A 20,851-nucleotide genomic window follows, 5' to 3' on the forward strand; every position below is an offset into this window, starting at 1 on the left:
CGCCCCCGCGCCGTCCTGGCCGGGGGTTTTTCTTTGTATGGAGGACACATGAACCCGAAACGTAAAACCACCTTCGACCATGACGCCCTCGGGCGGGAGATTGCCCTTGTGGACCTCACCCGTGGCATGACCGCTGTCATTCTCAAAGCCGACTATGACGCCATCACGGCGGATGGCTGGTGTAACTGGCTCGCTAACAGTGACGGGAAGGGGAGGCTCTATCCCTCTATCGGTGTCAGCTTGAGACCCGGTGGTGGACAAGCTCTCATCAGTGTGGCCCGCTTGATCACTAAGGCTCGCCCTGGTGACCGGGTGACCTATAAGGATAGGAACCCGATGAACTTGCTTCCTGAGAACCTGAGGGTGGAACTCCGCAGGGAGAGGCGGGCACAGGATCGACGTATGGATTGCTAGAGGGTTTTCGCATGGGTAGAGAATAACTAGGCCCATCACCCTCGGAACTTAGCCATGCTATCAGCCCCCCATAGCCATCCCACGGCAAACACCCAGCTAATCACCCAGGCCCGCTATGACGTGGATATCCGCTATGACGGAGGAAGCGAAGGGGAGGTGAGTGGCTGGGGTATGTTGCTGTGGATCGGTCTATGGGTGGGCGCGTGGTTCATATGGGGCAGAAAGGGGAGGTAAGCCCAGAGAGACCCGCGAAGGGTCTGGCCTATGTGGAAGACCTATGTGGAAGTCGCATTTCCACATCGTCCATCATACTGATATTGCTAGATTTTTTGGAGTCTCTAGCGCATGGCGTCCCCAGGGGGATTCGAACCCCCGTCGCCGCCGTGAAAGGGCGGTGTCCTAGGCCTCTAGACGATGGGGACGTCGAGGCGCGAGGGCGACTTGATAGCCGCCCTGGGCGGGAAAATCAAGGACGCTTTCAAGGAATTCGGCATCAGCGCGCGAAATCGGCATCATCGATGACCAGTTGCACGCTGGCATTGCCCTGCCAGGTATCGACCCGAAGCGCTCCGGCCAGGTGAAAAGGCTCGCCGCGCGAGGCCAGCAGGGCGTGCCCCAGCTCGCTGTCGGCGGCGCGGAAGGCGATGGCTTTCAAGCGCTTGCCGCCCGCTCCCGCCAGCATGACCCGCACATGGCCCGATCCTACCACATCGGCCTTGACCACCCGGGCGGCGGCGATGGCGAAGCGGGGTTCCGGATTGCCCGAGCCGAACGGCCCCACCTGGGCCAGGGTTTCCACCAGGTCCACCGTGGCGGCTCCGGCGTCCAGGGCGCCGTCCAGTTCCAGCAAGGGCACCAGCTCGCCCTCCAACTGGGCCTGAAGCCGGTCGGAGACGAAGGCGTGGAACTCGGCCAGACGCTCGCGGGCGACGGTGAAGCCTGCCGCCATGGCATGGCCGCCCCCCGCCACCAGCAGCCCCGCCTGGCGGGCCGCGATCACCGCCGCGCCCAGGTCGAGCCCGGTGACCGAGCGGCCCGAACCCTTGCCGGTATCGCCGTCCATCGCCACCACGCAGGCGGCGCGGCCATAGCGTTCCTTCAGCCGTCCGGCGACGATGCCGATCACGCCGGGATGCCAGCCCTCGCCCGCCGCCAGCAACAACGGCCGTCCGTCGTCGGGGCGGCCTTCCACCTGCTCGATGGCGTCCAACAGCACGGCGGCCTCGATCTCCTGGCGGTCCTTGTTGTAGCCGTCCAGCCGCCGGGCGAATTCGGCGGCCTCGGCAGGATCGGCGGTGGAGAGCAGGCTGGTGCCCAGTTCGGCCTCGCCCACCCGGCCACCGGCATTGACTCGGGGACCGAGCACATAGCCCAGGTGGTAGGCGCCGGGCGCTTCCTTGATCCCGGCCACGTCGCTCAGCGCCGCCAGCCCCACATTGGCGCGGCGCGCCATCACCTTCAGCCCCTGGGTGACCAGGGCGCGGTTGATGCCCACCAGCGGCACCACATCGCAGACGGTGCCCAGCGCCACCAGATCGAGCCAGCGCAGCAGGTCGGGGGCGGGGTGGTCCTGGTACCAGCCCGCCTGTTTGAGGCCGCGGTTGAGCCCCACCGCCAGCAGGAAGGCCACTCCCACCGCCGCCAGATGGCCGTGGGGGCTGTTCTCGTCCAGTCGGTTGGGATTGACCACCGCAAGGGCCGGGGGCAGTGCCGCCTCGCCCACATGATGGTCGACCACGATGACGTCCAGCCCGGCCTCGGCCGCCGCCCGCAGCGGCTCGAAGGCGGTGGCGCCGCAATCCACCGTCACCACCACGCCGACACCTTCCGCCTTCAGGCGCAGCAGCGCCGGGGCGTTGGGGCCATAGCCCTCCTTGATGCGGTCGGGGATATAGACCCGCACCCGGGCGCCGAGGGCGTCGAGGAAATTGCGCAGCAGCGCCGAGGAGGTGGCGCCGTCCACGTCGTAATCGCCGAAGATGCCGATGGTCTCGCCCGAAGTCACGGCCGCCACCAGCCGCGCCACCGCCTTGTCCATGTCCTTCAGATGGCTGGGATCGGGCAGCAGGTCGCGGAGTGTCGGGTTGAGGAAGCTTTCGGCCTCGTCCAGGCCGATTCCCCGCGCCGCCAGGACCCGGCCCACCAGTTCCGGCAGACCGAGGCGCTGGGCCAGCGCCAGGGCCTGGCGTTCGTCCCCCGCCCGTGACACCCAGCGTCGCCCCGACAGCGAGCGCTCGACGCCAAGGAAGGGGGCAAGGGCGTGGCTCATATCAGCGGCGGGCTGCGGTCGAGATCGTGCCGGGCGGTCATGTAGCGGATGGTGCCGGTGACCGAGCGCATCACCAGGGAATGGCTGGTGGCGCGGTTGCCCGCCAGCAGCCGGGCGCCTTTCAGCACATGGCCGTCGGTGATGCCGGTGGCGGCGAACATCACCTCGCCCTTCACCATCTCGTCCAGGTCCCATTTGCGCTTGGGGTCGCCGAGTCCGGCATTGCGGGCCGCCATGAACTCGCCTTCCGAGCGGATCAGCAACCGACACTGCATGCGCCCGCCCAGGCATTTCAGCCCGGCGGCGGCCAGCACGCCCTGGGCGGCACCGCCCGAGCCCAGATAGACGTCGACGCCGGTTTCCTCCAGCCCCGCCGCCAGGGCGCCCGACACGTCGCCATCGTCGAACAGCATCACCCGGGCGCCGGTGGCGTAAAGGCGCTCGATCAGGTCGGAATGGCGGGGGCGGTCCAGAATACTGACCGTCAGATCGGCCACCGAGCCCCCCTTGGCCTCCGCGATGCGGGCCAGATTGTCCTCGGGCGACAGGTCCAGATCGATGACGCCATCGGGGATGCCGGGGCCGACCGCGATCTTTTCCATGTAGGAATGCTGGGGCACCTTGAGGAAGCTGCCTTCCTCGGTCAGCGCCACCACCGACAGGGCGTTATGGGCTCCCCGGGCGCAGATGGAACGGCCTTCCAGGGCGGTCAGCACGATGTCCACCTTGGGACCGCAGCCGTTGCCCACCCTCTCGCCGGTATGCAGCGGCTGGCCCTCGTCGTCGCCCTCGCCGTTGACGATGACGCCGTCCATGGACAGGCGGTTGAGCGCCCGACGCATGGCGCCGCAGGCGGCCTCGTCGGCGGCCTTTTCGTCGCCGCGCCCGGCATGGCGGGCGGCGGCCAGGGCGCTGGCTTCGGTGACGCGCACCACTTCCAGGGCGAGATTGCGGTCGGTGACCGCCTTTGGGTCGGACATGGCGCCCCCCGTGATTACAGGTTCTCGATACGGATCAACTGGAGATCGGCCACCGAGCCCAGGGCCTTCAGCCGCTCCACCGCCCGCAGCATGGAGGATTCGACGGTCTCGTGCACCGTCATCACCACCGGCACGGTTTCCTCTGGCGCCCGGCCACGCTGGATGACCTGCTCCATGGAGACCTGCTCGTCGCGCAGCGCGGCGGCGATGTCGGCGAAGACGCCGGGCTGGTCCTTGACCATCAGGCGGATGTAATAGGCGCTGCGATGCGCCCCCGAGGCGGCGGCGGGCTGGGCCTTGAGGGCCGCCACCGGCACGCCGAAGGTGGGAATGGTCCGACCCAAGGCCAGGTCCATCAGGTCGGCCACCACGGCGGAAGCGGTGGGACGCGCCCCGGCGCCGCGGCCTTCCAGCACGGTGCGGCCGACGAAGTCGCCCTCGGTGACGATGGCATTGAACGGGCCGCTGACATGGGCCAGAGGGAAGGACAGCGGCACCATGGCGGGATAGACCCGGGCCTCGATTCCGGTGTCGGTCTGGGCGGCGACGCCCAGCAGCTTGATGCGATAGCCCAACTCGTCGGCATAGCGGATGTCCAGCGCCGAGACGTGGCGGATGCCCTCGCACGATACCCCATCCAGGTCGATGGGGGCCGAGAAGGCCAGGCTGACCAGGATGGCCAGCTTGTGGGCGGTGTCGATGCCGTCGATGTCGAAGGTGGGATCGGCCTCGGCATAGCCCAGCTTCTGCGCCTCGGCCAGCACGTCGGCGAAGTCGCGGCCCGACTCCCGCATGGTGGTCAGGATATAGTTGCAGGTGCCGTTGAGGATGCCCATCACCTTGGTCACCCGGTTGGCCGCCAGGCCTTCGCGCAGGGACTTGATGATGGGGATGCCGCCACCCACAGAGGCCTCGAAGCCGATAGTGCCGCCCTTGGCCTCGGCGATCTGCGCCAGTTCGGTGCCGTGATGGGCGATCATGGCCTTGTTGGCGGTGACCACCGACCGGCCGCGCTCCAGGGCGGTGCGGACCACGTCCAGCGCGATGCCGCCCGCGCCGCCGATCAGCTCCACCAGCACGTCATAGTCGCAGTCCCGGGCCATCACCCTTGCGTCGGTGAAGAACGGAACGCCGTCCAGCGGCAGGCCAGTGGGCTTTTCCAGGGCGGCGGCACCCACCAGGGTCAGCGGGCGCCCGGCGCGGGCGGCCAGCAACTGGGCCTGGTCATGCAGCAACTGGACGGTGCCGCCGCCGACGGTACCCAGTCCGGCGATGGCGATTTTCAAGGAGGATTTGCTCATGAAGAGGAACTCGCGCGCTGTTTCTCGGAATCCTCCAACACCTTGCCGGTGTTGCCGAGGAAAGTCTTGATGTTGCGGACCGCCTGGCGGGTGCGGTGGCGGTTTTCCACCAGTCCGATGCGGACATGGCCGTCGCCGTATTCGCCGAAGCCGATGCCCGGCGCCACCGCCACCTGGGCTTCCCGCATCAGCAGCTTGGAGAATTCCAGTGAACCGAGATGGGCGAAGGCCTTGGGGATCGGGGCCCAGGCGAACATGGTGGCGGGCGGGCTGGGGACGTCCCAACCGGCGGCCTGCAATCCCTCGATCAGCACGTCGCGGCGGTCCTTGTACATGGCCCGGATCTCGTCGACGCAGTCCTGCGGCCCGTTCAGGGCGGCGGCGGCGGCCACCTGGATGGGGGTGAAGGCGCCGTAGTCGAGATAGCTCTTGATGCGGCCCAGGGCGGCGATGAGCTTCTTGTTGCCCGCCGCGAAGCCGATGCGCCAGCCCGGCATGTTGTAGGTCTTGCTCATGGAGGTGAACTCCACCGCGATCTCCCGGGCTCCCGGAACCTGGAGGATGGAGGGCGGCGGCGTCACGTCGAAATAGATTTCCGAATAGGCCAAATCCGACAAAATCCAGATGCCGTGATGGCGGCAGAACTCCACCACCTGGCCATAGAAATCCAGATCGGCCAGCAAGGCGGTGGGATTGCTGGGATAATTCAGCACCAGGGCGATGGGCTTGGGCACCGAATGGCGCACGGCGCGGTCAAGGGCGCGCAGGAATTCGGCATCGGGCGTCACCGGCACATAGCGGCACGATCCGCCCGCGATGATGAAGCCATAGGGATGGATGGGATAGCTGGGATTGGGCACCAGCACCACGTCGCCGGGGCTGGTGATGGCATTGGCCAGATTGGCCAGCCCCTCCTTGGAGCCCAGGGTGACGATGCATTCGGTTTCCGGGTCGATATCGACGGCGAAGCGGCGAAGGTAATAGGCCGACAGCGCCTTTCTCAGGCCGGGGATGCCCCGGCTCATGGAATAGCGATGGGCGCGCGGGTTACGCGCCGCCTCCACCAGCTTGTCGACGATATGATCCGGCGTCGGCTGGTCGGGATTGCCCATGCCGAAGTCGATGATGTCTTCCCCGGCGGCCCGCGCCCGGGCCTTCATGGCGTTCACTTCCGCGAAAACATAGGGCGGAAGCCGCTTGATCCGGTGGAACTCCTGGTCCATGGCCCTAAAATCCGTCAGTCGCCGTCCGTCAGTATTCGATGGAAACCCTGGCGCCGCTGTCGTCATAGCCGCCCGAGGACGGGTCGGCGGCCACCAGCACCTTGCGGGCGGGAACGCCCAGGCCGGTCAGGGCCTTGGCCACTGTCTGGGCGCGCCGCGACGCCACCACCTGATCATCCTCGCCGGCGAAGGAGATGGCCCCCGATGGCGCCTGGCCCAGAACGCGGACCACGCCGCCGGTCTGCTTCTGCAGGCGGGCGACCTCGCGCAGCGCGGCGCGGTCGGTGGCGGTCAGGCCGCCATCGGCACCGAACTGCAGGGCCGCGACCTCGAACGAGGCGGCGGGTGAGCGGGGCACGCTGCTGCCCTTGGGGCCGCGCACCGACTTGGGCGCTACCAACTGGGGCGTGCCGTAATCCACATCGGCGGCATAGGCGGGCCGGGCGGCGTAGGCGGCAGGGGCCACGGCGGGCACGGCATAGGTGTGGACCGGCTGGTTGTACGAGGCCTCGCTGCGCGGCGGCGGCACCGTGGCGAAGGGGTCGTTCTTGTTGGTGGCCGCCTGGGATTCACTCAGGCGGCGCTGGTAATGGTCGGACAGCAGGGTGCGCCGGGTGGGCACCTGATCGGGAATGTCGGCGCGGGGCGGCGGTCCACCGGCCACGGCCTGGGGCGGGGCGGCGGGGCCCTCGTCGCGGGCGGGCTGCAGACGGCCGCTCGGCGCCGCCTCGGCCACCTTGGTCTCGGCGGGCGGGTTCTTGCGGGCCAATTGCTTGGTCGGGTTGGGCTCGCGCTTGACCGAGTCGGCGTAGCGGGGGCCGGACGCGTCGGAATTCAAGCCGCGGGCGGGCTGCCGGCGCGCTTCCGCGCTGGCGTCGGCCACGGCGCGCTTGGGGGTGGCGACCTCGGGGGCCTCGTCGTCGCTGAAGACTCCGGCGACCCCCTTGTACCACTCCACCGGGTTCACCGCGTCGGGAACATAGGAGCACCCGGTGATCAGGGCAGCGGCGACAACCGTCTTGCCGACGATGATCGCGTGGCGTTCATGGCGACGGCGCCAAGCCTCGATGCAATCCAACATGGACGAAACGGAGCCCCCGTGTGCAAGAATATGTTTTGATCAAACCGGATTTTACGGCAAGTTCACGTTTATCAGGCCAAGGAACGAAAGTATATAGGACTGTGGCACGGATCAGACGGGAGAGGGCGGTGCGCCTCTTCCCCCTGGTCGATACCCGGAAGGCGGCGAACCGTCCGCCGGGGTTGCACTCTGGATGCACCGTAATGAGGGGTACTTATGGCTGAACAATCGGGCGCGGACACCAAGTCGATCGATCCGGCTGAGCTTTCGAAGGCGATGACCAGCATCGCTGAGCGCAGCCAGCGTATCGTCGCCGATTTCCTCACGCGCCAAGCGTCGGACCCCAAGTTCGGGTCCGCCGATCCGCTCAATATCGGCAACGCCTTCATGGAAATGACGGCCAAGCTGATGAGCGACCCGGCCAAGGTGGTCGAGGCCAATCTCAACCTGTGGCAGGACTACATGACGCTGTGGCAGAACGCCGCCCGGCGCATGATGGGCGAGACGCCCGAGCCGGTGGTCAAGCCCGACGCGGCCGATCGCCGCTTCAAGGACGAGATGTGGGAAGAAAACGAGATCTTCGATTTCATCAAGCAGTCCTATCTGCTGTCGGCCCGCTGGATGCAGGGCGTGGTGAAGGATGTGGAAGGTCTCGACGACCACACCGCCAAGAAGGTGGATTTCTATACCCGTCAGTTCGTCGACGCCATGGCGCCGACCAATTTCGTCGCCACCAACCCGGAAGTGCTGCGCGCCACCGTGGAGACCCGGGGCGAGAACCTGCTGAAGGGCCTCAACAACCTGCTGGACGATCTTGAGCGCGGCAAGGGCAACCTGGCCATCAAGATGACCGACTACGACGCCTTCAAGGTGGGCGACAACATCGCCGTCACCCCGGGCAAGGTGGTCTATCAGAACGACCTGATCCAGTTGCTGCAATACACCCCGTCCACCGAGCAGGTGTTCGAGAAGCCGCTGCTGATCGTGCCGCCGTGGATCAACAAGTTCTACATCCTGGACCTGCGTCCCAAGAACTCGTTCATCAAATGGGCGGTGGACCAGGGCCACACCGTGTTCGTCATCTCCTGGGTCAATCCGGACGAGTCGCTGGCCAACAAGGGCTTCGATTCGTATCTGAAGGACGGCACCCTGGCGGCGCTGGACGCCATCGAGAAGGCCACCGGGCAAAAGCAGGTGGACGCCATCGGTTATTGCCTGGGCGGCACCCTGCTGGCCTGCACCCTGGCCTATCTGGCGGCCAAGAAGCAGGAACGCATCGCCTCGGCCACCTTCTTCACCACCATGACCGACTTCCGCGAGCCGGGCGAGCTGGGCGTCTTCATCGACGAGGAACAGCTTTCGGCGCTGGAGGAAAAGATGGCCGAGACCGGCTATCTGGACGGCCGCGACATGGCCACCACCTTCAACATGATGCGGGCCAACGACCTGATCTGGTCGTTCGTGGTCAACAACTACCTGCTGGGCAAGGACCCGTTCCCGTTCGACCTGCTCTACTGGAACTCGGACTCGACCCGCATGCCCGCCGCCATGCACAGCTTCTATCTCCGCAAGATGTACCAGGAGAACCAGCTGATCGTTCCCGGCGGCATCGAGCTGGACGGGGTGAAGATCGATCTGTCGACCATCAAGACCCCCATCTACATGCTGTCCACCCGCGAGGACCATATCGCGCCGTGGACCAGCACCTATGCCATGACCCAGAACGTCTCAGGCCCCATCAAGTTCGTGCTGTCGGCCTCGGGCCACATCGCGGGCGTGGTCAATCCCCCGGCGGCGGGCAAGTACTGCTACTGGACCAACACCAAGAAGCCGAAGAACCCCGATGCCTGGCTGGCCGGCGCCACCGAGGTTCCCGGTTCGTGGTGGACCGACTGGCAGGCCTGGGTCGAGAAGTTCGCGGGCGCCAAGATCGCCGCCAGGGTGCCCGGTTCGGGCAAGCTGAAGGCCATCGAGGATGCCCCCGGCTCCTATGTGAAGAACCGTCTGACCTGATCGGACGGGACTTAGAGTCAAAGGCGGCGTCGACATCTGCGGCGCCGCCTTTTTTCTTGGGAGGAGGCCGGAATGGGTGTCCTGCGCTGGTTTTCCCGCTCGCCGCCGCCGCCGGTGCCGTTGCGTCCCGATCTGGGGCTGGCCCTGCAGGGCGGCGGCATTTTCGGCGCCTGGGCCTGGGGGGTGCTGGACCGGCTGCTGGAAGAGCCGCGCTTTCGCCCGATCATGGTCAGCGGCGCCAGTGCCGGGGCGCTCAACGCGGTGGTGATGGCCGCCGGTCTGGCCGAGGGGGGGCAGGAGCGGGCGCGCCAGCGCCTGCGCGAGTTGTGGACCGGCGTTGCCGACATGCCCTTCCTGAAACTGCTTGGGACGCCGGGCGCCCATCTGCAACTGGACCTGCTGACCCGGCTGCTGTCGCCTTATCAGTTCAATCCGCTCAACATCAATCCGCTGCGCGACCTGCTGATGCGGCTGGTGGATTTCGAGCGGCTGCGGCGCGATCCACCGCTGGGGCTGTTCCTGTCGGCCACCCATGTGCCCTCCGGTACGGCGCGCATCTTCCGCGAGCACGAGGTCACCGCCGAGGTGGTGTTGGCCTCCACCTGCCTGCCATCCCTGCACCACACCGTCGAGATCGACGGCGAAAGCTATTGGGACGGCGGCTTTTCGGCCAATCCGCCGCTGTTGCCCCTGGCGCTGGACAGCACTTGCCGCGCTTTGCTGCTGGTGAAGCTGACCCCCGACGCCGAACCACGGGTGCCGGTCACCGCCCAGGCCATCGCGGCACGCATGCAGCGGCTGCTGTTCAATACGCCGCTGCTGCGCGACCTGGAGGCGCTGGAGCGCATGCGCGGCCACCTGAAGCCGTTCCGCTGGCTGCCCCACGATCTGGCGCGGCTGAAGGGGCTTGAACCAGCCTGGCCATCGACGGCACCCTGGTGGATCGCGGTGACGGCCAAGCCTCGGCTTGGGAAGTGATCACCCGCCTCCACGCCGCCGGACGCGTTGCCGCCGGGGGGCTGCTGGAACGGGGATAGGAGACGAGAGGGGGTGAGCCTGGCCCATTCCATCTTCGGTGGCGGTCGCGTTCTGGTTTGAAATGGCTCGTGAAGGCCATGCGTCTTTTCGCACCCTAGACTGCGGGCGAGGCGTCCAAGAGCGTGAAAAAGAACGTCGCGCCAAGGGTTCCCGGTTTCGACTCCACCCAGATCGTCCCGCCGAAACGATGAATGATGTGTCGGCACATCGTCAGGCCGATGCCGGTGCCTTCCGCCTCGGCGGCGGGATTGAGCCGCTGGAAAATCTCGAAGACCTTGTTATGGTATGCCGCTTCGATGCCGATGCCGTTGTCGGTCACGGCGAACCGCCAGAGATTGGCTCCCGCCCGTTCCGCCGAGACCGAAATGGTGAGAGGCCGGTCCGGTGAGAGATATTTCAGGCTGTTGCCCAGCAAGTTCTGGAACAGGCTGGCAAGATGGGTCGGTTCGGCCATCACCTTCGGGAGGTCGCCGACGGTGATCGTCGCCCCGGTCGCTTCGATTTCCGGTCCAAGGACGCCAACGGCCTGGGCGAGGGCATCGGCAGCCCGCACGGGCTGCATCGGGATCGAATGGCCCCTGATGCGAGAATATTCGAGGATATCGGTGATCAGTGTGCCCATCTGCTTGGCACCATCGACGATGAAGCCAATGAACTCGTCCGCGGCCGCGTCCAGTTTGTCTTTGTAGCGGCGTTCGAGCAGTTGAGCGAAATGGACGATGTTCCGCAGCGGTGTTTGCAGATCATGGGAAGCGACGTAGGCGAACCGTTCAAGTTCGACGTTGGATTCCATGAGTTCCCGATTTCTGACCAACACCGCCATCTCGGCCTGTTTGCGGGCGGAAATATCCCGGATGTTACACTGGATAACCTTGATGCCGTCGCAGTCGTAGGAGTTGCTGACGAACTCGACTTCAATCCGCTCTCCCTTCGCTGTAATCAGCGGAAGGTCTTCGTATCGAACGTATCCCTTGCTAAGAATTTCGTCGAAATTTGCCTGGCTCGACGCAATGTCGGAGAAAGCGCCAATCTCCCATAACTTTTTGCCGAGGAAGTCGGCATGGGAATATCCCAGCATCACCATCATGTAAGGATTGACGTCCTCGATTTGCGCGGTCTCGCCATTGAGCAGCAAAATCCCGTCCTGCGCGGTCTCGAACAGACGGCGATAGCGGATTTCGGATGACACGAGCACATCGCATTCCACATTTCTAACGGGACAGAGCGGCGTGGGCTTTATGGGGGACATGACGCACCTTCCGCTCCGATAGCGTGGCGACGGCCACAGTCTGGCAGGTGCCAATGTTCCGTAGCGGCTTTTCGGTGGAGTTTATAATACACCTTTCGGACCTGATCCCGTGCAGGGGATTGTCGGTTGTCAGCCCGGCCGCGTTGCTCGTGACGCCAGGACCAGAGTGTGTCGGGCGCAGGCCCAACCCAGAATGGGCTTGTGCTTGATCGTTGTTCAGCCCTGCCGCTAACGCTATGGTGGGGCTTCCCTTTAGCCCTGCCATTGAGAGCCCCGCCAGCCATGACCACCTGCCCTTGCGGAACCGACCGCTCTCTTGACGAGTGCTGCGGCCCCATTCTTGCCGGCGCACACGCTCTGACCGCCGAGGCATTGATGCGTGCCCGTTATACCGCATTTGCCACCAGGCAGATCGGCGATTTCCTCAGGGATACCCTGGCCCCCGAAAAGCAAGGCGAGTTCAATCTGCGCGAGGTCGAGAAGTCCGCGCGGGATGCCGAGGGGCTGGGGTTTGTGGTCCGTGCCGTCACCGATGGTGGTGTCGAGGACAAGGCCGGGACGGTGGAATACGTGGCTCGCTTCCGCATCCGCGGCAAAGTGCAAATTCATCACGAACTGGCGACCTTCCGGCGGAATGAGGATGGGCATTGGTTGTATGCGAATGGAGAGGTGAATCCCAAGGGCACGCCTCTTCAGGTCAGCAAGGTCGGACGCAACGATCCTTGTTCGTGCGGGTCCGGCTTGAAATACAAGAAGTGTTGCGGAGCCTGAACGGAGGCTGCCCATGGACCGTCATTTCCGATGCACAGCCTGCGGCAAATGCTGTTTCGGCTGGCTGCCGCTGACGATCAAGGATGCGTTGGCTCATGCCCAGCGGTTTCCCCTGGCGGTGGTATGGACGCCGATCAAGCAAGCGAGCAAGGCGTTTGACATCACCGCAAGGCTCGGCATCACGGTGAGGATGCGGAACAAGAAGCAACTTGCCGTTCGAATAGTCCCCACCGGCTATATCCCGCCGTCCATGCCCTGTCCGGCGCTGACCTCCGACAATCTGTGCGGCATCCATGCCGACAAGCCGTCTCGCTGCCGCACCATGCCATTCTTTCCCTACCGGGAAGAGGCAGACCAAGCCGAGCTTCTTGTTCCCCGTGCCGGCTGGGATTGCGATACGTCATCGGCGGCCCCTGTCGTCTATCGGGACAAGGCTGTGGTGGGCCGCATGGACTTCGACCAAGAATGGGGAGAGCTTCGCGACCAAGTTCCGGTCCTGCGGGCCTATGGGGAATGGCTGATGAAGTCTGTCCCCGGCATGATCGACAATCTGACGAAGGCGGTGATGAAACCCGGTGGCGGCCATGTGGTGGTCAGTTTCGCGTCACTCCTGCGGCACCTTGACGGCGTGGATAAAGCTGCACTTGCCGAATGGCAACTTCCCGTGCTGGCCGACTACATGGCAAAGACCGCCGATCAGCCGAAGCTCGCCGAATATCACCGCAACTATGACGACTGGGCTTGGGAGATCGAGCGGCTTGCCTGAGTGTGGCTGGCCCCGCGGGGGAGCCTCGAAAGCGCGGGAAGAAAGGGGACGTTTGGGGCCGTCGTCGCGCAGCATCACCCAATAGGGCATGAACGACAAAGGGTGCTACACACGCCCGGATCGGGGGTGGCAAAAAGCGCGGATTTCCTTGCGAGGAGAAGTTGGCTGGGGCGCCAGGATTCGAAGCCAGCGCTCCCCCAAACGGCGGAAACTCACAAGGAAGCGGCAGTGCCGTCCCGATGCGTGGGCTGCATTGCTACACAAGGCTGCTACACAGTCCCGTCAATGCTTCGATTCTACTGGATTGAATGACCCGAGCCAATGGTCCCAAGTGGTGCCGGTGGATAGGCAGGATTGCTCGGCAGGACGCGAGGTCATTGTGCTGGCCAGAACACCCGTCGCGCGGGCCGATGGTCGATGCTAATGACACCGCCTGATAGCGCATTCGCAGGGCGGTGCCCCCTGCTCCCCGAAAATCTAGGGCCGGGTCTTATTTTTCGGGCTCATGGGCGCTGATTACCGGGACTTGGTATGAGTTCCCAGACCTCATCTCGCCAAGACGTCTGAATGTCCGGATGGTCATCAAAGATATCGGCCAATGAGGCCGCGAAGACGAAAATCCGCTCTCCGGTCGCCTGCGCTTCCCGGTTCCACTTTGGCGGGTCTGCCCAAGTGGCAGTCCGCATACGATTGCCGACGACCGCCTTGCCCCATTTGATGGCTCCCCGGCCCTGGGCTTCTACCTGTGCTTTTGCCTAGCACCGATGACGTCCCGGCGACCAGATTGTGCATCCTCGCCAAGGGTTCCATGTCGCCGTGGTCCAGTTTATGCCGGTGGTGCGGCCCATTTCGTGCCTCAATCCGACAGTGACCTGCGGCGAACCTCTCCGGTCATGTCATGGGTCATGACCGGAAATCAGGGCTATCAGATCTAGGGGCTACCCCAAATCCCCTTTTTCTGGCTCTTGGCCATTGCCTCCGCTTCAATCAGACGTGGCGGCGCTTGCAGACTTGTTTTGGCAAATCCTGAAAGAAGCGCTACTTCAGCCAAGTCGGCTCCATTGCGTTCCTTGGCAAAGCAAGACCATTCCTCATTGCCTTGGGGCAGGCAATCGATAACGCCAGCGTGCGCCACGTAATCTCTAAAAGCGTTGTCGGCCTGTGCTACATTTGAGGGAACGATGCCAAGAAGCCGAACAACGGAACCATCAAAATTCAGCGTATCCGCGCGTGTCAGCACCGGCCTCCCCGAAATGGGCTTTTGCTGCAAATTTGGCCGTCTTTCCGGCTCGACGAGAGCCGGTTGGGGCTGCGCTTTTGGGACCGGCGTAGCCGTTACGCCGACAGGGGGGGGGGCTTTTCTCTCGGCCTCAATCTTAGGGGCATTATTTTTTTGCGAATTTGCGGCGGAACCGACAATTGAAGCAAGATTAAATGCGCCAACCATACCCATTATTACGGGAGATGTGAGGGCTCCAACTATGGAAAGTATTATTCCAATGATTGACAAAACACGCCCCGTTCCTGGCTTCATCAGGCCAAAAATACCGGCAATAAATCCTATCGGGGACGTCACAATGGAAAATATAAATACACTTATTCCGCCGAATACAATAGAAAGTATTCCGGCAACACCAACAGTAGATGCTGGCTCTTTTATGATTACAAACTGAGGCTGCTGCGGTGCAGCATTCTGCGGCTGACTAACTTCTTCGGACATTTTCACCTCCAAACTGCTTATCGCGCTATGCGCCAAATGCCTTTTCCGTTTGTTCGCGCAAATTCTTCTGCCTCAATAAGCTGCTTTGAGGCTGATGACGTTGTTCTTGCCAAGCCGGAAAGGACAAGAACTTCAGCGAGATTGTTTCTGCCTTCAATTGCTGAACAACTCCAACCATCGGCAGACTCGTAGCAATTCACCGCACCAACCTGCGCTAAATAGGCTTTTGACGCCGCCAACGCATCCGGAGAACTATTCATCTCTATCCCAGACAATTGAATGGTCGTCCTCTGAACAAGGAGGGCCATGCCATCAGTCAGCATTGGATTTCCGGACACAAACCGGAATTTATCCTCCGGAGCATTGTCTGGTCCGCGATGAAAAATCGCCATGGCTCCAAGCACCCCTCCGACGGACAGGGAAAGAGCCACGGCGATCTGTAGCCATAATTTCATTTAGCCAGACGCCACCGTCCATTTAGCGTCGGCTCCCTTACAGGCCAGCGAGACCTGCTCACTCTGTTTCCCAGATGGATCAACGATAACCTGACGAATTTGGCGGCAAGTGCGCCCATCAGCCATGACCTGAGGATTGGAAATCGGTTCCGACCACCCCCACATCCCGGAACTACCCTCCGAACGAACGGCGGGCTCAACCACCTTCCATTGGGCTTGGTTTGTCGTGCTAGGCTGGGACGTTGTTTGAGAGGGCGCCTGAGACGGGGCCTTGGCTGCACTCTTTTGCTGCTTCGTCGCGGGGGCTGTGCCGGCCGAAGACGTTTTCGAAGTGCTGGACGTCGAGCCGGACGAATAGATCGTCGGAACAATGATTTCCTTGGAGGCCTGTGGGGCAGCTTGTGGCTGGGCATTCTGCGAGCCCCAGGTGACCTGTGTTCCGGTTGGCTGTTCTGCGGCGACTTGGTTAGTCGCGGCAACCGCCTGTTTATCATTGCAGTCAAGCAGACCGCCGATTTGATTTCCGATAAGAGACCCCGCAGCCACACCTGCAATAGTCGCCAAAATATTGCCAGAGCCATGCCCAAACTGGTATCCGATAATTCCTCCTGCCAGGGCTCCCAAAGCAGTCCCGCCGATTTTGCAATTATCGGAGAACGCGCTGTTCATGGTTTGGCAGCCAGATAGTGCCAGGGGAGCTATCAACAAAACGGCGAAACGAGTCTTCATGGATTGAGCTCCAGCATTAGAAATGCTCGACGAACGCGATTGTCAGCGCCGCCTGGGTGGGTTAGACACTTGGGCGCACACCAAAAGAAGCGGCGCTAGGCTTACCTATACTGAACGTTGATGTTTCTTCCCGTGGCGTTGATCGTTACCGGGCAGGGCCGTGCGGGAGAGTTGTTGACAAGGCAGTGATTTGGCCATTCCTGCGCGCCACCAGGATGCATTTGGATCCCAGTAATCCCGCCGCAGTCAAAAGCGCCATTGGTTGTTAATGTTCTGATTATCGACTGACCTGGCCCAATCTCCCCCATTTCAATCCATCCTTCTTGAGGCTGCCCATACTTATTTATAGGGGTGATGGCAAGGCTGCGAATATTAATGAATGAGTTGGTGTCATTTCTAATTTGGGCATTTGTTTTACACGCCATCTCGCTCCCTCCCCCAAATTTAGGGTAGGTTTCGACGTAGAACATTACCGATAGAGAACCGATGGAATTTATCCCGGCGGGCTTCAATGACAAAGGGGTGCCAGCGACTCCACCTCCAATCGCTTGTCCAAGGATTTGCCCCAGCGGATTATTCTGCTGAGCAAAGGCGGCCACAGGCAAAGCCACGGCGATAGCGGCCAATATAAGAGACCTCATTTGCATCACCCCTGCATAGATACCAAATTCATCGAGAAGAATGACTCGGTGTGAGGTCATTGGCAATATTCAACACCAAAAATGACTGATTTTGGAGTCAAGTTTAAGTGTTCGCCTGTAGGTTAAGTTGGGTTCTCGAGATAGTAGGGTGGCGCCGCCTTTGAGGCATTGGTCGCTAATTTTTTCATGTTGATTGTGAAAATTATCTCAGAAATACCGGAAACGACACTACGTCTCTCAAGATTGAAGGGCGCATTTAGGCAAATAGGACAGGCCCATTTGCGTGCGCCTCCCGCCTACCGGCGGTCGATCCGGGGTGCGCCGTGGCGATCTACTCTTTCAGCGTCAAACCGCTTCCGGTCGGCAAGGTCGGCCCGGCATTGGCCTACCAGACTCGCCAGCCGATGCGACTGGATGGCGAAACTTTCCGGCCCTCCAAGACCGGTGGCTTGATAGCCGAGGGCGTCGTGTGGCCGCCGGGCGTTTCCGGCGACCTGATCGTGGGCGGGCGAGATGCCCTATGGGCCGCCGTGCTGGACGGCGAGCGCGTTCGCAAGCGCGGGCCGCGACAAGGCGACATCCGGCGACGGGCCGTGGCGGGTCGCACGGCCATCGCGGCTCTTCCGCATGAACTGTCCGCCGCCCAGCGCCATACGCTGGTGGAGGAATTCTCACGGGAGATCGCGGACAGATACGGGTGCGCCGTTGATTACGCGCTCCATGCTCCTGATGCCGCCGGAGACCACCGCAACCATCATGCCCACATCGCCCTGACCGAACGGGTAATCTGCGGCGATGGAACCGGCCCGAAAATAAGAGCTTTCGGCGGTAGCGACCGAGCCGAGGAACTGCGTCGGATACGACAGGCGTGGGAAGACTGCTGCAACCGCCATCTCGCACGCGCCGGGGTCGTGGATCGGATCGACGCCCGGTCTTTGGCGGCGCAGGGTATCGCACGACGCCCCACCCGGCACCGTGGCCCCGGACAGACCGCTATCGCCCGCAAGCGCCCGGATGTGTCGTGGGCGGTGGCCATGGTGCCCCACGACAGGCGAGCCATGCGACACGACTCCCGCACCGCCGTCTTGGCGCTCGCCCGCGCCGTCCGGCTCGCCGATGACGAAGCCTCTCGGCTGGCCGCATGGAAGGCATTGCTCGCCAACTCCCGCGACGCCATCAAAATGGGTCTCGCCCAAGGCGACGCGCTGGAACTGGCTAAATGGGCGCAGCGAACTGAGGCCCCAGCGGACGGTCCAAAACCTCCGGCACGGTCCTCCGGCACTCGTCTCGGCCGACACGTCGGCCATGTGCTGGCTGAAGCCGCCAAGCCAATCAGCGATGCGCGTGTCGGAAAGATCGAGGCCGAGAAAGACCAGGCAGACGGACTGGACCCAATCCTTACCGCACTGACTGCCGCGAGCGTGGAGGCGCGGCGGCTCCTCCGCCATCGGGCACGGTAAAGCCAGCGGATTGGATTACCAGCAGAACCAGTTGCAGTTCGGCTGCTGTCAATTCTCCGAACGCCCCGTTGCAATGCCAGCGGTGGAGATATGCCGCCAGCCGCGCTCTGTTCTGGATCGGGATGCTTGAGTCGCGCAGTTTGTCGAGAGCACCGGGCAACATCGCCGCGACGCGGTTGCCGACTGTGTATTCCACGTTTCGGCGCTGCGCTACCCACCATTCTGGACGATTTGCCCATCTTTGGGCGTCGGTAATCCCGCCGTCGGCCCAGAATTCGGCATCGCCCGGCCCTTCGTCCCATGGGATGGGACGGCGCATTGCGGCGGTTAGGCTGCGTTTGGACTGTGGTTCGGATGCATTGGGTTGTGCGTGGTGGTCCATGGTGTCCTCCGTGAGCGGTTGCCTTCCATCAAGACATAGGGCGACCTTCAAGGCCGGGGAGGGGCACCAAAATGATCGTCGTCTGATTTTCGGCTGGTCATGACCCCAGTCATGACCCTGGCAATCATGCATTGACGGAGGCTTGACGTGCCTCAAAGAGCAATCAAAACATGAAAAACAATATTTTTAATCTACCCATTGCGATGAGCATTCACGACATCTTCTCCTATGTAAGCAGATGGAATACCCACTGCAAAACCATGTCAGGACAACCGTCCTGACAATGAACGGAGAACAATTATGAACAGCACTGTCACCGCAGAAATGCATCTGGAACTCGGCACAATGAGCACCCCAGGAGCCGCTGACGACACATCCGCGAACCTGCCCCTGCATATCGCCGAGACCATAGAGGAGGCTGAGGCCATGGGGCCGTCCTCGGTCTTGGTCGATGACGCGCTCGACGATGACCGCCTCGCCCGAGGCGGGGTGGTTCCGGTAAAGGCGTATCTCCGGACGAAGGCAAGCGCGGAAGCGCTTCGCCAACGACGAAAACGCGAGCGGCAGGCGGCCAAGGGGACCAAGCAGGTCGCGGTTGCGGCTCCGTCTGATGACGCCAGCCGGGACGCCATCAAGGTCTTCGCCGCCGCCATGCGCGACAGCGTTCTCGCCCCCGATACTGTCCGGCGGCTGGTCGAGGCTGATCCCGCCTTCGTTCAACAGGCTATTACCTTGGAGCCGGTCATGGTCATGCGTCTGGGCGAGGTTCTGCGCCATGGAGGCATCCGCGCCCGCATGGTTCGCGGCCTTCTCCAAGCCTGATGCCGGTAGATAATCGGCTTCTTCCGCCGCCGCGGTCTGGAAAGACTGCGGCGGCTCTCTTATTGGCTGCTGACGCTCTGCTGACGCATCAGAATGACCAGAAACCCCAGGACTTCCGCGGGTATAAGCCCAGATTACCGACGCTGACGCCACCCCTCAAAAATAATTCGCGCCGGGGGCTGGGCGGCTGCTGACATGGCCCTATGTCGACGTCTGCGGGCACTTCCGTCCGCAACGAATGGGGGACGCCAAAATGAGGAAGAAGACGCAGACCAAGGTCGAGAAAGACGACCCAAGGCAGTTGGACCTTATCGCGCTGATCGAGGCCGGCGGCCTGACCGGCGAACGCCGGGAAGCGCTCCGGGGGATACTCGCCACCACGGCCACGCCAAGGACATGGCGCGGCGACACCATTATCCCGCCGGGTTCATTGCTGGACAGGGTGGTCGATCTGTTTGCGCGCACCACCGATTTCCCCCTCGAACTCCCGGCGTTTGTCGTGCTCCATTCCTTGGCGGCATATCTGCTGGACAAGGGCGTTGAGGCCAGGGTGGCAGGAAGCCGGGTTCAGCCTGACCTGTGGTCGGTGCTGCTTGCCCCAAGCGGGGCGGGCAAGACCAAGACGGTCTCGGTCATTGAGCGGGTCATGCCCCTGCGGCTATTCCCGGAAGCGGCATCCGCAGCGAAGTTCATGGAGGCCCTTGCCGAAAACAACCGCGCGGCATGGTTTCAAGATGAGTGGGCGCAGACCTTGAAACGGATCGAGACCCAGACCTATTGTGAGGAACTCAGGGAATACCTGCTCAAGCTGCACGACGGCAAGCCACTGGCACGGCGCACCGTCAAGGGGAGCATTGAAATCAATGATCCGGCCTTGGTCATCCTTGGCACCACCGTCCATGACACATTCCTCGACAACGTATCGGCAGAGTCGATGCTTGACGGCTTCTCCCAGCGCTTCGGCTTCATCGTTGGCGAGGCCGATCCGAACCGGACGCCGGACATGTTTCCGATTTACCGGGTCGAGGAATCGGACAACCTAGCACCGCTTCATATCGCGTGGAAAGCCATCGCCGCCCTGCCGCTGCACCCTGAATACGTCGTCTCGCCAGAGGCGGAGGCGGCATTCGCGAATGGATTTCAGCACCAGTTCCAGCAGAATCGGGAAATGCCTTCATCGTTTTTTCGCCGGGTCATGTGGCGGGCGTTCAAATACGCCTTGGTCTATCACGTCCTGCTGGGCAAGGCCGATCCGATTGTCGATGCCGAGGACATCGGCTGGGCAGTTCGCGTCGCCGCCATGCACTTGGCCGACGCCCGGCGACTGCTGGACGGCTACCGGCTGACGGAGTTGGAGGCACTGATCGTCAAGGCCGAGACGCTTCAAGCCCGCCTTGGCCGCCGTCCGACCAAGCGCGAGTTGGTCTCCGGCGTCCGCGGAATTCGCAACGGGGCCATGGCGAACTTTGTGCTAGAAGTCATGACCCCAGTCATGACCGGCAACGCTTCCAACGTTCAGAGGGTGGCGGCGTAAGCC

Annotated in this window: 18 protein-coding genes and 1 tRNA gene; 8 read left to right on the forward strand and 11 right to left on the reverse strand. The window is 62.9% G+C overall.

Going from position 1 to position 20,851, the window contains the following annotated elements:
• The coding region (locus tag A6A04_RS05850; protein ID WP_216636081.1) for a hypothetical protein at window positions 1–414 on the forward strand (414 nt) is incomplete at its 5' end.
• A 346-nt stretch (window positions 415–760) separates the two neighbouring features.
• Here the strand turns inward: A6A04_RS05850 and A6A04_RS05860 are convergent.
• The 6 genes from A6A04_RS05860 to A6A04_RS05885 all read right to left on the reverse strand — a co-directional run bounded on the left by A6A04_RS05860 (window position 761) and on the right by A6A04_RS05885 (window position 7,268).
• Window positions 761–836 (reverse strand) — tRNA-Glu (locus tag A6A04_RS05860).
• Between the two features lie 71 nt (window positions 837–907).
• Window positions 908–2,683: a single-stranded-DNA-specific exonuclease RecJ gene (recJ, locus tag A6A04_RS05865; protein WP_068490873.1), complete on the reverse strand. Its 1,776-nt coding sequence runs from the start codon at window positions 2,681–2,683 to the stop codon at window positions 908–910.
• Window positions 2,680–3,663, reverse strand: coding sequence for a class II fructose-bisphosphatase (gene glpX, locus A6A04_RS05870; RefSeq protein WP_068490875.1), 984 nt, complete (start codon window positions 3,661–3,663; stop codon window positions 2,680–2,682). Before glpX ends, recJ begins: the two co-directional genes overlap by 4 nt.
• Window positions 3,664–3,677: 14 nt before the next feature.
• Entirely contained in the window at window positions 3,678–4,964 is a 1,287-nt protein-coding gene (locus A6A04_RS05875) for a homoserine dehydrogenase (protein ID WP_068490877.1), read from the reverse strand.
• Complete coding sequence (locus A6A04_RS05880; RefSeq protein WP_068490879.1) at window positions 4,961–6,187, reverse strand: LL-diaminopimelate aminotransferase; 1,227 nt, start codon at window positions 6,185–6,187, stop codon at window positions 4,961–4,963. Before A6A04_RS05880 ends, A6A04_RS05875 begins: the two co-directional genes overlap by 4 nt.
• A gap of 28 nt (window positions 6,188–6,215) precedes the next feature.
• On the reverse strand, window positions 6,216–7,268 hold the full coding sequence (locus tag A6A04_RS05885; RefSeq protein ID WP_068490881.1) for an OmpA family protein: 1,053 nt from the start codon (window positions 7,266–7,268) through the stop codon (window positions 6,216–6,218).
• Between the two features lie 216 nt (window positions 7,269–7,484).
• Between A6A04_RS05885 and A6A04_RS05890 the strand changes: the two genes are divergently transcribed.
• Together A6A04_RS05890 and A6A04_RS05895 are read left to right on the forward strand one after the other, a co-directional pair.
• The gene (locus A6A04_RS05890; protein ID WP_068490883.1) at window positions 7,485–9,281 is read left to right on the forward strand and encodes a PHA/PHB synthase family protein; all 1,797 of its coding nucleotides are present in this window, start codon (window positions 7,485–7,487) and stop codon (window positions 9,279–9,281) included.
• 72 nt (window positions 9,282–9,353) lie between these two features.
• On the forward strand, window positions 9,354–10,259 hold the full coding sequence (locus A6A04_RS05895) for a patatin-like phospholipase family protein (protein WP_068490885.1): 906 nt from the start codon (window positions 9,354–9,356) through the stop codon (window positions 10,257–10,259).
• Window positions 10,260–10,413: 154 nt separating this feature from the next.
• Here the strand turns inward: A6A04_RS05895 and A6A04_RS22665 are convergent, their stop codons facing one another.
• Window positions 10,414–11,568, reverse strand: coding sequence for a sensor histidine kinase (locus A6A04_RS22665; protein ID WP_082914734.1), 1,155 nt, complete (start codon window positions 11,566–11,568; stop codon window positions 10,414–10,416).
• Window positions 11,569–11,850: 282 nt separating this feature from the next.
• Here A6A04_RS22665 and A6A04_RS05905 point away from each other — a divergent pair, with 282 nt between their 5' ends.
• Window positions 11,851–12,339 carry a YchJ family protein gene (locus A6A04_RS05905; RefSeq protein ID WP_068490889.1) on the forward strand — a complete coding sequence of 163 codons (489 nt, stop codon included), beginning with the start codon at window positions 11,851–11,853 and terminating at the stop codon, window positions 12,337–12,339.
• A gap of 13 nt (window positions 12,340–12,352) precedes the next feature.
• Entirely contained in the window at window positions 12,353–13,105 is a 753-nt protein-coding gene (locus tag A6A04_RS05910) for a YkgJ family cysteine cluster protein (RefSeq protein ID WP_068490891.1), read from the forward strand.
• Between the two features lie 931 nt (window positions 13,106–14,036).
• Here A6A04_RS05910 and A6A04_RS22220 read toward each other — a convergent pair.
• The 4 genes from A6A04_RS22220 to A6A04_RS22230 all read right to left on the reverse strand — a co-directional run bounded on the left by A6A04_RS22220 (window position 14,037) and on the right by A6A04_RS22230 (window position 16,710).
• Window positions 14,037–14,825 carry a hypothetical protein gene (locus A6A04_RS22220; RefSeq protein WP_156612489.1) on the reverse strand — a complete coding sequence of 263 codons (789 nt, stop codon included), beginning with the start codon at window positions 14,823–14,825 and terminating at the stop codon, window positions 14,037–14,039.
• A gap of 17 nt (window positions 14,826–14,842) precedes the next feature.
• On the reverse strand, window positions 14,843–15,280 hold the full coding sequence (locus tag A6A04_RS22225; protein WP_156612490.1) for a hypothetical protein: 438 nt from the start codon (window positions 15,278–15,280) through the stop codon (window positions 14,843–14,845).
• Window positions 15,281–16,009, reverse strand: coding sequence for a glycine zipper 2TM domain-containing protein (locus A6A04_RS21540; protein WP_082914735.1), 729 nt, complete (start codon window positions 16,007–16,009; stop codon window positions 15,281–15,283).
• A 101-nt stretch (window positions 16,010–16,110) separates the two neighbouring features.
• Window positions 16,111–16,710: a hypothetical protein gene (locus A6A04_RS22230; RefSeq protein ID WP_156612491.1), complete on the reverse strand. Its 600-nt coding sequence runs from the start codon at window positions 16,708–16,710 to the stop codon at window positions 16,111–16,113.
• A gap of 263 nt (window positions 16,711–16,973) precedes the next feature.
• On the opposite strand from A6A04_RS22230, the gene A6A04_RS05915 reads away from it, so the two are divergent.
• The 3 genes from A6A04_RS05915 to A6A04_RS05925 all read left to right on the forward strand — a co-directional run bounded on the left by A6A04_RS05915 (window position 16,974) and on the right by A6A04_RS05925 (window position 20,848).
• Complete coding sequence (locus A6A04_RS05915; RefSeq protein ID WP_068490892.1) at window positions 16,974–18,110, forward strand: MobA/MobL family protein; 1,137 nt, start codon at window positions 16,974–16,976, stop codon at window positions 18,108–18,110.
• A 682-nt stretch (window positions 18,111–18,792) separates the two neighbouring features.
• On the forward strand, window positions 18,793–19,314 hold the full coding sequence (locus tag A6A04_RS05920) for a hypothetical protein (RefSeq protein ID WP_068490895.1): 522 nt from the start codon (window positions 18,793–18,795) through the stop codon (window positions 19,312–19,314).
• A 253-nt stretch (window positions 19,315–19,567) separates the two neighbouring features.
• Window positions 19,568–20,848, forward strand: a complete 1,281-nt coding sequence (locus A6A04_RS05925; protein ID WP_068490897.1) for a DUF3987 domain-containing protein — start codon at window positions 19,568–19,570, stop codon at window positions 20,846–20,848.
• Window positions 20,849–20,851 lie beyond the last annotated feature (3 nt).

Source organism: Paramagnetospirillum marisnigri (assembly GCF_001650715.1).
Lineage (GTDB): Bacteria > Pseudomonadota > Alphaproteobacteria > Rhodospirillales > Magnetospirillaceae > Phaeospirillum > Phaeospirillum marisnigri.

Excerpts from the sequence above, each read along its gene's own strand:
- A6A04_RS05890 (WP_068490883.1), top strand. The coding sequence starts at position 7,485 with ATGGCTGAACAATCGGGCGCGGACACCAAGTCGATCGATCCGGCTGAG.
- A6A04_RS21540 (WP_082914735.1), bottom strand. The coding sequence starts at position 16,009 with ATGAAGACTCGTTTCGCCGTTTTGTTGATAGCTCCCCTGGCACTATCT.
- A6A04_RS05895 (WP_068490885.1), top strand. The coding sequence starts at position 9,354 with ATGGGTGTCCTGCGCTGGTTTTCCCGCTCGCCGCCGCCGCCGGTGCCG.
- A6A04_RS05920 (WP_068490895.1), top strand. The coding sequence starts at position 18,793 with ATGAACAGCACTGTCACCGCAGAAATGCATCTGGAACTCGGCACAATG.
- A6A04_RS05875 (WP_068490877.1), bottom strand. The coding sequence starts at position 4,964 with ATGAGCAAATCCTCCTTGAAAATCGCCATCGCCGGACTGGGTACCGTC.
- A6A04_RS22665 (WP_082914734.1), bottom strand. The coding sequence starts at position 11,568 with ATGTCCCCCATAAAGCCCACGCCGCTCTGTCCCGTTAGAAATGTGGAA.
- recJ (WP_068490873.1), bottom strand. The coding sequence starts at position 2,683 with ATGAGCCACGCCCTTGCCCCCTTCCTTGGCGTCGAGCGCTCGCTGTCG.
- A6A04_RS05885 (WP_068490881.1), bottom strand. The coding sequence starts at position 7,268 with ATGTTGGATTGCATCGAGGCTTGGCGCCGTCGCCATGAACGCCACGCG.
- A6A04_RS05880 (WP_068490879.1), bottom strand. The coding sequence starts at position 6,187 with ATGGACCAGGAGTTCCACCGGATCAAGCGGCTTCCGCCCTATGTTTTC.
- A6A04_RS22225 (WP_156612490.1), bottom strand. The coding sequence starts at position 15,280 with ATGAAATTATGGCTACAGATCGCCGTGGCTCTTTCCCTGTCCGTCGGA.
- A6A04_RS05925 (WP_068490897.1), top strand. The coding sequence starts at position 19,568 with ATGAGGAAGAAGACGCAGACCAAGGTCGAGAAAGACGACCCAAGGCAG.
- glpX (WP_068490875.1), bottom strand. The coding sequence starts at position 3,663 with ATGTCCGACCCAAAGGCGGTCACCGACCGCAATCTCGCCCTGGAAGTG.
- A6A04_RS22220 (WP_156612489.1), bottom strand. The coding sequence starts at position 14,825 with ATGTCCGAAGAAGTTAGTCAGCCGCAGAATGCTGCACCGCAGCAGCCT.
- A6A04_RS05905 (WP_068490889.1), top strand. The coding sequence starts at position 11,851 with ATGACCACCTGCCCTTGCGGAACCGACCGCTCTCTTGACGAGTGCTGC.
- A6A04_RS05910 (WP_068490891.1), top strand. The coding sequence starts at position 12,353 with ATGGACCGTCATTTCCGATGCACAGCCTGCGGCAAATGCTGTTTCGGC.
- A6A04_RS22230 (WP_156612491.1), bottom strand. The coding sequence starts at position 16,710 with ATGACCTCACACCGAGTCATTCTTCTCGATGAATTTGGTATCTATGCA.